We start from the raw sequence: 13130 nt of genomic DNA, 5'->3' as shown, positions 1-13130 counted from the left end.
GTCTAATCGGTCCGCTCAGCGCTGCCGTCGTCGCGGTGCACTTCGGAGAGCCGTGCCTCGATCTTGGCGATGTCGTGCTCGCTGGTCGCGGTGATCGCGCCGGTTCCCTCGGGGTCGGCCATCGCGCGCAGGAAGGCGCCAAGCTTGTTCGCGGGGAAGGCGTGGGTGTCAGGCGGCTCGGTCATCGGGCGTCCGGAGGCCACGGGACGACAGCTTTGAAAGCGTCGCACACGTCGGGGTGGAGGAAGCTGGGCATACGGTAGTCACCTGACTGGACGGCTCGACCAATTACGAGCGCGTATACGTTCGCGATCACTTCGTCGAACACCTGCATCTGACGATATCCGCCCGGGTAGTCGATCGCAGCACGCAGGCCCGGAGGGAGAAGGCCGAGGAGCCGAGGACCATCGCGCTTCGTCGTCGAGGACGCGCGTGTAGCGCTCAAGGCGTGACCGTATTCGTGCCAGGCGATGTTGTCGACGGCCCGTTGAACCGATGCCTGGTCGAGGTCGTGGACGTCAAGCGCGTGGCTGAGGAGGTCGCCGTTGTAGGCCACGACGCGCACGTCCGGAAGCCACACAGCGAGCGCATTGGCCAGATCGCCGGCCGTGGGCGGCGTCGCTTTCAACGTCTCGTAGAAGGCCTGGACGCCGTCGGGCCACCTGTTGACGACTGCATCCTGGACACCGATCTGCTCGAGAAGCGCCTTATGGGATCTCGGCAGTCGTCTGCGTGCGTCGCCGATCAGACGTTCAAGGTCCAGGGAGGCGGGAGAACCGCCTGCGCTGCGGCCGGGCACATGCTCGCGATTCTCCTCTGTGGGCCATTGTCCTGCGGGACGAGGGTGGCTCGTCCTTCGCCGCCCGGGGCCGGCAATCGACGGCAACGTCGCTGCGAGCGAGGGCGGGCGTCCCTTCCGCCCGGTACTCCGCGTAGCGTTCATCGCGATGCGCCTGATCGTTGCCCGCTGCTCCGTCGACTACACCGGCCGCCTCACGACCCACCTGCCCGAGGCCGTCCGGCTGCTCATGATCAAGAACGACGGGGGCGTTTCGATCTGGCATGACGGTGGGTCGTCGGTCAAGCCCCAGAACTGGATGACGCCGCCGACGGTCATCGAGACCGAGGGTGAGCCGATCGAGCGCATGGTCGTCCGCAAGCGTGCGGGCGCGACGGAGGACCGGCTGGACATCCGGATCGTCGAGGTCGTCTCCGACGTCACGCACGACATGGGCGAGGCCGCGGCGCTGGAGAAGGATGGCGTCGAGGCCCACCTGCAGGAGCTGCTGGCCGAGCAGCCGCACTGGTGTGGTGAGGGGTTCCGGCTCGTGCGCCGCGAGTGGCCGACCGACATCGGGCCCGTCGACCTCATGTGCCGCGACGAGCAGGACGGCTGGGTCGCCGTGGAGATCAAGCGCGTCGCGACGATCGACGCGGTCGAGCAGCTCACGCGCTACCTCCAGCGTCTGCGCGAGGATCCGGCGATGGCCGATTGCCAGGGCGTCCTGGCCGCCCAGCAGATCAAGCCGCAGGCGCGCGTGCTCGCGGAGTCGCGCGGCCTGCGCTGCGTCGAGGTCGACCTCGCCGTGCTGCGCGGCGAGCGCGAGCCCGACCTCACGCTGTTCATGGTCTGACCCGGTGGTGGCGACCTGATCGCGTCGCTCGCAAGCAGGTAGCGCAAGCGGCACGCAGCCGTGCCGGAAATGCCCGCGGGGCGGCGGCTTCATGAGAGGGTGCGCTCATGGAGCCGCTGAACGTGGGGTCGCGTCGCGTCAACCTGCTGGTGGCGTGCGCGCTTGCCGCGGCGCTCGGCCTCGGAGCGGGCCCGGCCCGCGCCGACGCCAAAGGCCTGACCGCCCGCGGCAGCGTCGAGCAGGTGCAGGTCACCGGCGCCGCCAAGGGGGCGCAGCTCACGCTGTTCAACCGGCGCGGCAAGCGTGTCGACGCGCAGCGCGCCGGGGCGCTCGGCGGGGTCGTGTTTCGCGAGGTCGCACCCGGGAGCGGCTACCGCGTGCGCACGCGCGCGGGCACCACCACGAAGCCCTTCGCCGTGCTCTCGCAGCGCTCGACGCCGCCGAGCACCAAGGCCTACGACCAGAAGCTCCCGGCCGGCGGCTACGGCTACGTCACCACGCGCGACGGCACGCAGCTGGCCATCGACGTCCACCTGCCGATCGGCGCGACCGGCTCGGGGCCGTTCCCCACGCTGGTCGAGTACTCGGGCTACGGGTACGCCAACCCGGCCGGCGGCGAGAGCTCGATCGCGACGATCGCCAACCTGCTCGGCTACGCGGTCGTCGACGTCAACATGCGCGGCACCGGCTGCTCCGGCGGCGCCTTCGACTACTTCGAACCGCTGCAGGGCCTCGACGGCTACGACGTGATCGAGACGGTCGCCCGCCAGCCCTGGGCGCTGCATCACAAGGTCGGCATGATGGGCATCTCCTACGGCGGGATCAGCCAGCTCTTCACCGCCGCCACCGCGCCGCCGAGCCTCGCGGCCATCACGCCGCTCAGCGTGATCGACAACACGGCGACGACGCTCTACCCCGGCGGCATCCTCAACTCGGGCTTCGCGCTCTCCTGGGCCAAGGACCGCGTGCACGACGCCAAGCCCGCGTCGAGGACCGGCGGCCAGGCGTGGGCGCTGAAGCGCATCCAGGAGGGCGACCAGACCTGCAAGGCCAACCAGGTCCTGCACGCCGCGGCCGTCGACCTGCTGAAGAAGACCCACGACAACCGCTACTACGTGCCGTCGGTCGCCGATCCGCTGGCGCCCGCCACGTTCGTGCACAAGATCAAGGTGCCGACCTACCTGGCGTGCCAGTGGACCGACGAGCAGACCGGCGGCCACTGCGCCACCCTCGCGTCGCGCTTCACCGGCACCACGCGCAAGTGGTTCACGTTCACCAACGGCACGCACATCGACTCGCTGGACCCCGCGACGTTCAACCGCTGGTACGACTTCCTCGAGCTCTACGTCGCGCGGCGCGCGCCCAACCTCGCGCCCGCGCTGAAGGCCGCGGCGCCGACGATCTTCGCGACGGCGATGGGCGTCCCCGGCGTCCAGCTGCCCGACGACCCGATCCAGGGCCGGGCCGGCTACGCCGACGCCAAGGCCGCCTTCGAGGCGCTGCCGCCCGTGCGCATCCTGTTCGACAACGGCGCGGGCGGCGCCACGGCGGGCGCGCCCGTCGCCGGCTTCGAGCAGTCCTTCGCGCGCTTCCCGCTCCCGGGTACCCGCGCGCAGTCGTGGTACCTCGGCGCCGGGGGCGCGCTGACCGACGCGGCGCCCGCGGGCGCCGGCGGCCGCGACGCGTTCACGTGGAGCAGGAGCGCGCGGCCGGCCACGAGCTTCACGGGCGACACAGCGGCGGGCGCGGGCGGGCTGTGGACCGCCGCGCCGCCGTACCGGTGGCTCCAGCCGCCCGCGGGCAGCGCGCTGTCCTACGTGTCGGCCCCGCTGAGCGCGAGCACGGCGGTCGTCGGCGCGGGCGCGCTCCAGGCATGGGTGAAGGCCAGCGCGCCGAGCGTCGACCTCCAGGTCACCGTCTCCGAGGTCCGGCCAGACGGCGCCGAGACCTTCGTGCAGGGCGGATGGCTGCGCGCCAGCCGCCGCAAGCTCGATCCCCGCAAGAGCACGCTGCTGGAGCCGGTGCCGAGCCTGACGCGGGCCGACGCGTCGCCGTTGCCCGCGGGCCGGTTCGCCGAGGTCAACGTGCCGCTGTACTACCAAGGGCACGTCTACCGCGCCGGGTCGAGCATCCGGATCACGATCAGCGCGCCCGGCGGCGACCAACCGGTGTGGGCCTTCGGAGACACGACGCCGGCGAAGGGCGCCGCGGCGGTCACCCTCGCCTACGCGAAGGGCACGCCCTCGCGCCTGATCCTGCCGGTGGTGCCGGGGATCGCCGTCCCGACGGCGCTGCCGCTCTGCCCGTCGCTGCGCGGCGAGCCGTGCCGCGCGTATGTGCCGTTCGCCAACCGCGCGGGGTGACCGGCGGCGCGGCTGCGCCACGACGCGGTTAGATTCCCCGCCATGTCCGAGGAGCAGCCCGCCGTCCTGACCGAGCGCCGCGACGGCGTCATGGTCATCACCATCAACCGCCCCGAGGTGCGCAACGCGGTCAACGCCGCGGTCGCCGAGGGCATCGCCGGCGCGCTCGACGAGCTCGACGGCGACGACGACCTCGCCGTCGGCATCCTCACCGGCGCGGGCGGGTTCTTCTGCGCCGGCATGGACCTGGGCGCGTTCGTCAAGGGCGAGTCGCCCTGGTTCGGCGATCGCGGCTTCGCGGGCATCGCCCAGCGCGGCGCGCGCAAGCCGCTGATCGCCGCGATCGAGGGCTTCGCCGTAGCCGGCGGGTTCGAGGTCGCGCTGGGCTGCGACCTGATCGTCGCCGCCGAGGGCGCCAAGATGGGCATTCCGGAGGTCAAGCGCTCGCTCGTCGCCGCGGGTGGCGCGCTGCTGCACCTGCCCAAGCGCATGCCCTACCACGTGGTCATGGAGCTGGCCCTGACCGGCGATCCGCTGCCGGCCGAGCGCTTCCACGAGTTCGGCGTCGTCAACCGGATCACGGGCAAGGGCGAGGCGCTCGACGCCGCACTGGAGCTCGCCGTGCGCATCGCCAAGAACGGGCCGCTGGCCGTCGCGGCCTCCAAGCAGATCGTCCAGCAGCAGTACGACTGGACGAGCTCCGACCAGTGGGACGCGCAGGGCGCGATCGGCGGCTCGGTCTTCGCCTCCGAGGACGCCAAGGAGGGCGCGACGGCGTTCAAGGAGAAGCGCGAGCCGGTCTGGCAGGGCCGCTGAGGACCGCGCGGCGCCGCGGGTCGCAGGACCGCCGGTCGAGCACGGTTCGGACCGGCCGTAGGAGCCACACGCCCATCCGGGTGGGCAACCTAGCGCCATGTCCATGCGGCCACCGCAGATCGTCGCGTTCGGCGGCGGAGGGTTCTCGATGGAGTCGGGCAACCCGCTCCTCGACGACTACGTGCTGGGAGCGACCGGCGCCGATCGGCCGCGCGTCTGCTTCGTCCCCACCGCCTCCGGCGACGCCGACCACTACGTCGTGCGCTTCTACCGGCGCTTCGCGGCGGTCGCCGACACCAGCCATGTGTCGCTCTTTCGCCGCGACAAGGGTGGAGGAGCCGTCGAGGGCGACCTCGAGGCGCACCTCCTCCAGCAGGACCTGATCTACGTCGGCGGCGGCAGCGTGCTGAGCCTGCTCGGCGCCTGGCGCGCGCACGGCGTCGACACGATCCTCAAGCGCGCGTGGCGCCGCGGCGTGACGCTCTGCGGCCTCTCGGCCGGGTCGCTGTGCTGGTTCTCGGAGGCGATCACCGCGTTCCACGGCCCGCCCGAGCCGGTGCGCGGCCTCGGGCTGCTGCCGCACTCCAACTGCGTGCACTACGACGGCGAGGCGCAGCGCGGCGAGGTCTACCGCCGGATGGTCGCCGAGGGGCGGATGCGCGAGGGCTATGCCGCCGAGGACGGCGCGGCGCTGCACTTCGAGGGGCGTGAGCTGCTGCGTGCCGTGTCGTCGCGGGCCACGGCGAGGGCCTACCGGATCTCCGCCGACGGCGAGCACCCGCTGGCCGTGCAGTACCTCGGCGAGCCCGCCGCCAGCCTGGCCGCCGTCGCGTGAGCGCTCGCCCGGCGCGATCTCCGACGATCCTCGCGATGGGCGGCGGCGGCTTCACGTCGACGCCCGGCGACCCGGCGCTGGACGAGCTCGTCCTCGAGCTGGCCGGCCGGCGCGAGCCGCGGATCCTCTTCCTCCCGACGGCGTCGGGAGACCCGAACGAGCAGATCGCCTCGTTCCACATGACCTACGGCAACCGCGCGGCGCTGGCGACGGTCCTGTCGCTGTTTCGCCGCCACGGCGACCCGCGCTCGCTGCGCGAGATCGTGCTCGCCCATGACGTCATCTACGTCGGCGGCGGGTCGATGCGCAACCTGCTGGCGATCTGGGCCGCCCACGGGATGGACGCGATCCTGCGCGAGGCGTGGGAGTCGGGCATCGTCCTCGCGGGCCTCAGCGCCGGCGCGATGTGCTGGTTCGAGGGCGGGTGCACCAAGTCGTTCGGCCCGCCGGAGCCCAACAGCGGGCTGGGCTTCCTGCCCGGGTCGCTGACCGTGCACGCTGACGGCGAGCCCGAGCGCCTGCCGGTCTTCCTGGAGGCCGTGCGCTCCGGGGAGCTTCCCGGCGGGTGGGCGGCCGACGACGGCGTCGGCCTGGTCTTCGAGGGCACCGAGCTGATCCGCGTGGTCAGCGCGCGCCCCGGCACGTCGGCGCTCCGGGTGGACGCGGTGAGCGGCGAGCTGGTGCGCACGCGGCTGCAGCCGGAGCTGCTGGGCGCCGGGCCGCTCGGCACGCGGCCGATGCCCGACGACATCAAGGAGCTGAGGAGGACGCGCTATGGCCGCGGCTGAGCCACCGTCAGGACCAACACGACCTGCAGCGCGAGGAGCCCGGGACACCGGCGTACGCAGCGGTCGCGAACCCTTGCCAGTGCCGGGACCCGTGACTCCAGCGGGAGCGGGGCGCCAGCCGGATGTTCCTCCCGGACGGCGAAGCCTGCACGGCGCGCCAGCTCCGCAGCGCTCGCGCGCGTGAAGAAGCGCAGGTGCGTGCGGTCGAAGAGGCCGAAGTCGGCATAGTCGAACCGGCCCCGCAGCAGCGCGCGGCGCGCCGTCCAGTGGGCGATGTTGGGCACCGAGATCACCGCGCGGCCTCCCGGGTCCAGCACCGTGCGCAGCCAGGACAGCACGGTCCAGGGGTCGCGCAGGTGCTCGAGCACGTCGGCGCAGATGATGGTGTCGACGCCGCCGGCGCCGGCGACGGCGCGCTCGACCTCCGCGCGGGTCCTCGCGTCCTCGAGGTCGCCGACGACGACCTCGCGGCACGCCGCGCGCGCCTGCTGCGCGGCGACCGGGTCGTACTCGACGCCCACGACGGTGCAGCCGCGGCGCGCCAGCTCCGCGGCGAGGTAGCCGGTCGCGCAGCCGACGTCGAGGACGCGGGCGTCGGCGGGCACCGCGTCGAGCACGAGGCGGTGGCTGGTCGCCAGGCCGTGCTCGGCGACGAGGGCCGCGTAGGGACCCGTGGTGGCGCTCACGTGGTCGCTCACTCGCCCGTGAGCGTGGCGATCAGGCGCCGCGCTCCGCCGCGGTCGCGGTGCTCGCCGAGGTAGATGCCCTGCCACGTGCCGAGCGCGAGGCGCCCGCCGGCGACCGGCAGCGTGAGCGAGAACCCCATCAACGAGGCCTTGACGTGCGCCGGCATGTCGTCGGCGCCCTCGTCGGTGTGCGTCCAGGCGAAGTCCTCGGGGACGGCGGCGTCGGCCCAGGTCTCGAAGTCGCGGCGCACGTCGGGCGAGGCGTTCTCGTTGAGCGTCAGCGACGCCGACGTGTGGAGGATGTGGAGATGCAGCAGGCCGACGCGCAGGCTCCCGATCTCGGGCAGCCGCTCGACGACCTCGCGCGTGATGAGGTGGAAGCCGCGGCGTCGCGGCTCCAGGGTGAGCTCACGCTGGGTCCACATCGCCGATCTCCGGGCGCTCGATGCCCTCGTCGTAGGGGACGGCGGAGTCGAGCCGGAAGAACAGCTTGAGCCCACTGCCGTCGGGCCGGCGCTCGGCCGGGCCGATCTTGCCCTCGTCGGGGTAGATGACGATGTCGGGCTGGCCGTGCGTGCTGACCGCGAGGAAGCGCAGGGTCTCGTCGGTGTCGTTGACGAGCTGGTGGGCGCCGTCGTCGCCGGGCGGGAGGCGGACGACGTCGCCGCGCTCCAGGCGCCGCCAGCCGTGCGGCGAGCGCAGCAGCGGCCGGCCGTCGAGGACGACCAGCACCTCCTCCTCGGCCAGGTGGAAGTGGTACGGGTACACGGCCTGGCCGGCGCCGACCTCCCAGAGGCTGAGGCCGAGCCGCTCGGTGCCGAGCTGGTGGCCGAGGCGGGCCCGTTGGGCGTGGAAGCCGTCGAGGGACTCACGCGGCTCGTCGAAGACGGGGTCGTAGATGTTGGGCATGGCGAGGTCGGCATGTTCACACGTCGTGCGGGATGCGTGCGACGCGCAGGTCGACGCGGGCGCCGAGGAACGGGACGCCTTCGGCCTCCAGGCGCTCGCGCTGGCGGTCGCCCTTGGCGAGCGAGCCGTCGGCCCGGACGACACGCCACCACGGGACGTCCTCGTCGGTGAGGCGCAGCACCGTGCCGGTGAAGCGCGGGGCGCCGGGGGAGACGTCGCCGTAGGTCCGGACGAACCCCTCGGGGATGGCGCGAATGCGCGAGAGCACCGCTTGATGGGATCCTGTGTCGATGGTCCGCCGAGGCACGTACTCGATCGTCGCACGCGACGACGACACCGGCGAGCTGGGCGCCGCCGTCCAGTCGCACTGGTTCTCCGTGGGCTCGATCGTCACATGGGCGCGGCCCGGGGTCGGGGCGGTCGTCACGCAGTCGATCGCCGAGCGCGCCTACGGCCCGAACCTGCTCGACGCGCTGCAGGGCGGCGCCGCCGCGTCCGCGGCCCTCGGCGGGCTGATCGCCGCCGACGAGGCGGCGCGCTTCCGCCAGGTCGCGGTCATCACGCCGTCGGGCCCGCCCGCGACGCACACCGGCGACGGGTGCATCCCGTACGCCGGGCACGCCGCGGGGAACGATTTCAGCGTCCAGGCCAACATGATGGCCTCGGAGGCCGTCTGGCCGGCGATGGCCGAGGCGTTCGCGTCGAGCACCGGTCCGCTCGCCCGCCGGATGCTCGCGGCGCTGCGGGGCGCCGAGGCGCAGGGCGGCGACGTGCGCGGCAAGCAGTCCTCGGCCATGGTCGTCGTGCCGGCCGCCGGGGAGGACTGGCGGCGGGTGGTCGACCTCCGCGTCGAGGACCACCCCGAGCCGCTGGACGAGCTGGAGCGGCTGATCGGCGTCAACGACGCCTACATCTTGGCCACCGTCGGCGACGACCTGACCGGCGAGGGCCGGCACGCCGAGGCGGGGGAGGCCTACCGCTCGGCGGCGGCCCTGCAGCCCGGCAACCACGAGCTGCTGTTCTGGGCCGGCATCGCCGAGTTCGCCCACGGCGACCGCTCCACCGGCCTGACCCAGGTCCGCCGCGCCATCGAGCTGCAGCCGGGCTGGCGCGAGCTCCTGGGGCGCCTCAGCCCCGAGGTGGCTCCGGACGCGGCAGCGGTGCTGGCCGCGCTCGACGGGTAGCCCGCGGGCCCCGGGCTACCCGCGTAGCGCCGGCGGCAGCACGTAGCCGTCGGCGCCTTCGGGCAGCGCGACGTGGTCGACGACCGCGCCGAGGTTCAGCGCGCCGTAGATGTGGGGGAACTCCGCGGCGACGTCCGTCGCGCGCTCCCACTTCAGCGGCGCGTTCAGCCGCGAGGGGTCGACGACGAGCAGCAGCAGGTCGCCCGACCCGCTGAAGATCCGGTTCGCGGTCGCCTCGACCTGCTGGGCGGTCGAGCAATGGATGAAGCCCTCCTCGGCCAGCGAGGGCGGCCTGAGCTCGCCGGCCGCCTGTGCCTGCGCCCAGCCGGACTCGGTCGTGATGTGCAGGATGGTCGTCGGCGGCTCGCTCATCGTCGTCAACCGTAGCCGCCGCCCGGCCGCGCGCCGAGCGCGCCCTCTCCGGCCCTCAGGCCAGCAGCGCCTTCTCCACCGGCGAGTAGCCGCGGGCGCGCGGGGCGAGGGTCGCGTCGCCCAGGCGCGGACCGAGCGCAGCGGCCTCGGCCTCGATGCCGGCGGTCGCCTCGGCGCCGACGTCCTCCAGCAACCGCACCGCGATCTCGCCCGACGGACGGCGCGCCCAGCCGCCGACGATGCGGCCGTCGGCCCAGATCGTCGGCGACACGTTGCCGTTGACGTCGAAGAGCAGCTCCGCGTGCTCGCCGAGGTACCAGTCGCGGTGCTTCCAGCCCATCGGCGTGGCGTCCAGCGCCGGCAGCAGCGCGACCCAGGGGTCGCCGCGGTCCACCGGCTCCAGGTCGTCGGGGAGCGCGACACCGGCGGCGCTCCCGTCCAGCGCCACCTCGACCGCGCCGACCGCCGCCAGCGCGCGCTTCGTCTGCTTCGCCGTCCACGCCGTCCACCATTGGAGGTCTGCGGGCAGCGCCGGGCCGTAGGCGTACAACCAGCGCCGCGCGAGCTCCGCCTCGGCCTGCTCGGCGCCGACCTCGGCCAGCGGCGCGCCCGTCCACGCCTCGAGCGAGGCCCACCGGAACTGCGTCGACGTCCATGAGCCACGCGGCCGCGCGCGGACGACCCGACCCTCGGCCGCCAGCACCAGCAGGATGCGGCTCGCGATCTTCTGCTTCGCCGCCCACTTGCCGGTCCCGATGGCGAGCTCCTCGGACAGGCGAGCGTCGGACGCCGCGACCTCCGGTGCCGTGGCCTCGCCCTGGGCGTCCAGCGCCGACAGCGCGGCGGCCTCCGCGCCCGCCAGCCACGCGACCGGGTCCGGCCCGCCGACCCCGGACGTCTCCATGAACTTCAACAACTTCGCCCGCTCGCGCGCGGCGACGGTGACCGAGCACGCGGCGTGCACGACCGGCGCCACGTCGCGATCGACGACGAACATCGTCCGCCGCATCCCCATCAACCGCAGCAGCGTGCGCTCCTCGTACAATGCGCGCTCGACCTCCAGGGCCGGCGCGCCCCGATCCGCCAGCCGCGCCCACGCGGCCACGACCACGGACGCTGGGTCGGTCGAGTGCATCGCCACCAGCGACGCCGCGACCTCCTCGACCGTCGCGGCGCGCGCCGCGACCACCAGCCGGTGGCGCGCCCCGACGCGGGCGCGCCGCTCGGCGGCGTCGAGGCAGGGACGAGCGCTCAGCTCAGCGCTCGCCCGGCGTCTTGATGGGGTACATCGAGACCGGCACCGAGAGGTCGAGCGCGGTCCGCAGGATGCGGGTCTGCTCACCGGTGTGCGCGGCCGGGTAGCCCTCGCCCGGGCTCGCGCGCTCGGGGCGGCCGATGTAGCCGAAGGCGAGGTGGTCGGGGAGCACCTGCAGCAGGCGCGGGCTCATGTGCGCGCGGGCGCCCATGTTGCGCGGCTCCTCCTGCACCCACACGACCTCCTGGAGGTTCGGGTAGGTGTTGATGAGCTCCAGGACCTGGCCCTCGGGGAAGGGGTAGAGCAGCTCGATGCGGCCGATCGCGACGCCCTCGTTGTCGACCCGGTTGGGGTGCGAGACGAGGTCGTAGTAGATCTTGCCGGTGCAGAGCACCAGGCGCGTGACCTTCTCGATCGGCACCCGCGGCTCGCCGAGGACCGGGAAGAACTTGGACTCGGCCAGGTGCTCGATGCGGTTGGTCGCCTGCGGCAGGCGCAGCAGCGACTTCGGCGTGAAGATGATCAGCGGCCGCTGCTTGGTGATGCGCGCCTGGCGGCGCAGCAGGTGGAAGTACTGCGCCGGCGTCGTGAGGTTCGCGACGCGGATGTTGCCCTCGGCGGCGAGCTGCAGGAACCGCTCGATGCGGGCGCTGGAGTGCTCGGGGCCGGAGCCCTCGTAGCCGTGGGGCAGCAGCAGCGTGAGACGCGAGGTCTGGCCCCACTTGGCCAGGCCCGAGATGATGAACTGATCGATGATGACCTGGGCGCTGTTGGCGAAGTCGCCGAACTGCGCCTCCCAGGCCACCAGCGTCTCGGGCGCCTCGGCGGAGTAGCCGTACTCGAAGCCCAGGCACGCGATCTCGCTCAGCGGCGAGTTGTGCAGCTCGAACGGCGCCAGGGCGCCGGGCAGGCTCTGGATCGGGCACACGGTCTGGCCGGTCTTGGCGTCGTGCAGGACGAGGTGGCGCTGGCTGAACGTGCCGCGCTCGACGTCCTGGCCGGTCAGGCGGATCGGCGTGCCCTCGGTCAGCAGCGAGGCGTAGGCCAGCTGCTCGGCGTGGGCCCAGTCGATGCCGCCGTCGGGGCCGAGGGCCGCGCGGCGTCGCTCCAGCTGCTTGACGAGCTTGGGGTGCACGGTGAAGCCCTCGGGCGTCGTGAGCAGCTCCTCGTTGAGCGTCAGCAGCCGCTCGTGCGTGACCGCCGTGGGGACGTCGGGCGAGGGCGAGCGGTCGAGCTGGTACTCGCCGGTCTGCTGCGTGACGCCGCCGGAGGCCTCGGCCGCCCTGATCTTGGACTTGAGGTCCTGGTGCAGCGCGGTCAGCCGGTCCCAGATCGCCTGGCGCTGGGCCTCGACGTCCTCCTGGGAGATCGTGCCCTCGGCGACCATGCGGCCGGCCCACAGCTCGGCGGCGCGCTTGTGGCCCTTGATCTTGGCGTACATCTCGGGCTGCGTGTACGCGGGCTCGTCGGCCTCGTTGTGGCCGAAGCGGCGGTAGCCGATGAGGTCGAGGACGAAGTCGTGGCCGAACTCCTCGCGGTAGGCGAAGGCGAGGCGCACGGCGTGGATGCACGCCTGCACGTCGTCGGCGTTGACGTGGATGATCGGGACGTCATAGCCCTTGGCGACGTCCGAGGCCCACCGGGTGGAGCGCGCGTCCTCCGGGTCGGTGGTGAAGCCGACCTGGTTGTTCTGGACCAGGTGCAGCGTGCCGCCGACCTTGTAGCCGTCGAGCGCCTGGAGGTTCAGGCCCTCGGCGACCACGCCCTGGCCGGGGAAGGCCGCGTCGCCGTGCAGGACGATCGGCATCGCCGCGTCGGTGTCGCGGTGGGCGTGCGGGCCCTGGCGCGTGGTCTGCGCGGCGCGGGCGGCGCCGACGACGACCGGGTGGACGAACTCGAGGTGCGACGGGTTGCTCTCGAGGTTGACGAGGATCGACTCGCCGTTGGGCAGCTGGTAGGAGCCCTGCGCGCCGTGGTGGTACTTGACGTCGCCGGTCCCGCCCTGCGGGATCGTCGTGACGGCCTCCAGCGTGGAGGCGCCCTCGAACTCGGCGAAGATCGTCTCGTACGGACGGCCGAGGTTGTGGGCCAGCACGTTGAGGCGGCCGCGGTGCGCCATGCCGACGACGACCTCGCGCGCCCCGTGGGCCGCGGCGAGCTGGATCATCTCGTCGATCATCGGGACCGTCATGTCGAGGCCCTCGATCGAGAACTGCTTCTGGCCGAGGTAGGCCTTGTGCATGAAGCGCTCGAACGCGTCGACCTCGACGAGGCGCGTCAGCAGCGCC

General features: G+C 73.1%; 15 protein-coding genes. 6 read left to right on the top strand and 9 right to left on the bottom strand.

The genetic code is table 11. The features are described 5' to 3' along the window. Nucleotides 1-2: 2 nt before the first annotated feature. The gene (locus VK501_RS16595) at nt 3-185 is read right to left on the bottom strand and encodes a hypothetical protein (protein ID WP_324339234.1); all 183 of its coding nucleotides are present in this window, start codon (nt 183-185) and stop codon (nt 3-5) included. Next, nucleotides 182-799: a hypothetical protein gene (locus VK501_RS16590; protein WP_324339232.1), complete on the bottom strand. Its 618-nt coding sequence runs from the start codon at nt 797-799 to the stop codon at nt 182-184. The genes VK501_RS16595 and VK501_RS16590 overlap by 4 nt, the downstream gene beginning before the upstream one ends. Before the next feature lie 148 nt (nt 800-947). Here VK501_RS16590 and nucS point away from each other — a divergent pair, with 148 nt between their 5' ends. From nucS to VK501_RS16565, 5 genes are all read left to right on the top strand, one after another. Next, nucleotides 948-1634 carry an endonuclease NucS gene (gene nucS / locus VK501_RS16585; protein ID WP_324339230.1) on the top strand — a complete coding sequence of 229 codons (687 nt, stop codon included), beginning with the start codon at nt 948-950 and terminating at the stop codon, nt 1632-1634. A gap of 107 nt (nt 1635-1741) precedes the next feature. After that, nucleotides 1742-3997 carry a CocE/NonD family hydrolase gene (locus VK501_RS16580; RefSeq protein WP_324339228.1) on the top strand — a complete coding sequence of 752 codons (2256 nt, stop codon included), beginning with the start codon at nt 1742-1744 and terminating at the stop codon, nt 3995-3997. 42 nt (nt 3998-4039) lie between these two features. Beyond that, nucleotides 4040-4813: a crotonase/enoyl-CoA hydratase family protein gene (locus tag VK501_RS16575; protein ID WP_324339226.1), complete on the top strand. Its 774-nt coding sequence runs from the start codon at nt 4040-4042 to the stop codon at nt 4811-4813. Between the two features lie 103 nt (nt 4814-4916). After that, nucleotides 4917-5648 (top strand): peptidase E, encoded by a 732-nt coding sequence (locus tag VK501_RS16570; RefSeq protein WP_324339225.1) that lies wholly within the window; start codon nt 4917-4919, stop codon nt 5646-5648. Further along, nucleotides 5645-6436: a peptidase E gene (locus VK501_RS16565; RefSeq protein WP_324339224.1), complete on the top strand. Its 792-nt coding sequence runs from the start codon at nt 5645-5647 to the stop codon at nt 6434-6436. Before VK501_RS16570 ends, VK501_RS16565 begins: the two co-directional genes overlap by 4 nt. Here VK501_RS16565 and VK501_RS16560 read toward each other — a convergent pair. Genes VK501_RS16560 through VK501_RS16545 form a run of 4 tightly spaced genes read right to left on the bottom strand, consistent with a single transcriptional unit; the run spans nt 6421 to nt 8299 of the window. Further along, complete coding sequence (locus VK501_RS16560; protein ID WP_324339222.1) at nt 6421-7122, bottom strand: class I SAM-dependent methyltransferase; 702 nt, start codon at nt 7120-7122, stop codon at nt 6421-6423. The genes VK501_RS16565 and VK501_RS16560 overlap by 16 nt on opposite strands. Before the next feature lie 8 nt (nt 7123-7130). Then, on the bottom strand, nt 7131-7547 hold the full coding sequence (locus VK501_RS16555) for a secondary thiamine-phosphate synthase enzyme YjbQ (RefSeq protein ID WP_324339220.1): 417 nt from the start codon (nt 7545-7547) through the stop codon (nt 7131-7133). Continuing rightward, nucleotides 7531-8031: a cupin domain-containing protein gene (locus VK501_RS16550; protein ID WP_324339218.1), complete on the bottom strand. Its 501-nt coding sequence runs from the start codon at nt 8029-8031 to the stop codon at nt 7531-7533. Before VK501_RS16550 ends, VK501_RS16555 begins: the two co-directional genes overlap by 17 nt. A 16-nt stretch (nt 8032-8047) precedes the next feature. Next, nucleotides 8048-8299 (bottom strand): MGMT family protein, encoded by a 252-nt coding sequence (locus VK501_RS16545; protein ID WP_324339216.1) that lies wholly within the window; start codon nt 8297-8299, stop codon nt 8048-8050. A gap of 22 nt (nt 8300-8321) precedes the next feature. Here VK501_RS16545 and VK501_RS16540 point away from each other — a divergent pair, with 22 nt between their 5' ends. After that, nucleotides 8322-9215 (top strand): DUF1028 domain-containing protein, encoded by an 894-nt coding sequence (locus tag VK501_RS16540; RefSeq protein WP_324339214.1) that lies wholly within the window; start codon nt 8322-8324, stop codon nt 9213-9215. Between the two features lie 15 nt (nt 9216-9230). Here the strand turns inward: VK501_RS16540 and VK501_RS16535 are convergent, their stop codons facing one another. From VK501_RS16535 to VK501_RS16525, 3 genes are all read right to left on the bottom strand, one after another. After that, nucleotides 9231-9587, bottom strand: coding sequence for a DUF952 domain-containing protein (locus VK501_RS16535; RefSeq protein WP_324339212.1), 357 nt, complete (start codon nt 9585-9587; stop codon nt 9231-9233). Between the two features lie 55 nt (nt 9588-9642). Next, nucleotides 9643-10776 (bottom strand): winged helix DNA-binding domain-containing protein, encoded by a 1134-nt coding sequence (locus tag VK501_RS16530; RefSeq protein WP_324339210.1) that lies wholly within the window; start codon nt 10774-10776, stop codon nt 9643-9645. A 67-nt stretch (nt 10777-10843) separates the two neighbouring features. Then, nucleotides 10844-13130: multifunctional oxoglutarate decarboxylase/oxoglutarate dehydrogenase thiamine pyrophosphate-binding subunit/dihydrolipoyllysine-residue succinyltransferase subunit (locus VK501_RS16525; RefSeq protein ID WP_324339208.1), on the bottom strand; the 2287-nt coding region annotated here is incomplete at its 5' end.

It is taken from the genome of Baekduia sp., assembly GCF_035318805.1.
GTDB lineage: Bacteria > Actinomycetota > Thermoleophilia > Solirubrobacterales > Solirubrobacteraceae > Baekduia.
The sequence above is the reverse complement of the archived record's forward strand: the minus strand, read 5'-3'. Positions and strand labels throughout refer to the sequence as shown.

Coding starts and splice junctions, on each gene's coding strand:
- VK501_RS16535 (WP_324339212.1), bottom strand. CDS start 9,587: ATGAGCGAGCCGCCGACGACCATCCTGCACATCACGACCGAGTCCGGC.
- VK501_RS16580 (WP_324339228.1), top strand. CDS start 1,742: ATGGAGCCGCTGAACGTGGGGTCGCGTCGCGTCAACCTGCTGGTGGCG.
- VK501_RS16550 (WP_324339218.1), bottom strand. CDS start 8,031: ATGCCCAACATCTACGACCCCGTCTTCGACGAGCCGCGTGAGTCCCTC.
- VK501_RS16570 (WP_324339225.1), top strand. CDS start 4,917: ATGCGGCCACCGCAGATCGTCGCGTTCGGCGGCGGAGGGTTCTCGATG.
- nucS (WP_324339230.1), top strand. CDS start 948: ATGCGCCTGATCGTTGCCCGCTGCTCCGTCGACTACACCGGCCGCCTC.
- VK501_RS16595 (WP_324339234.1), bottom strand. CDS start 185: ATGACCGAGCCGCCTGACACCCACGCCTTCCCCGCGAACAAGCTTGGC.
- VK501_RS16575 (WP_324339226.1), top strand. CDS start 4,040: ATGTCCGAGGAGCAGCCCGCCGTCCTGACCGAGCGCCGCGACGGCGTC.
- VK501_RS16555 (WP_324339220.1), bottom strand. CDS start 7,547: ATGTGGACCCAGCGTGAGCTCACCCTGGAGCCGCGACGCCGCGGCTTC.
- VK501_RS16540 (WP_324339214.1), top strand. CDS start 8,322: ATGGTCCGCCGAGGCACGTACTCGATCGTCGCACGCGACGACGACACC.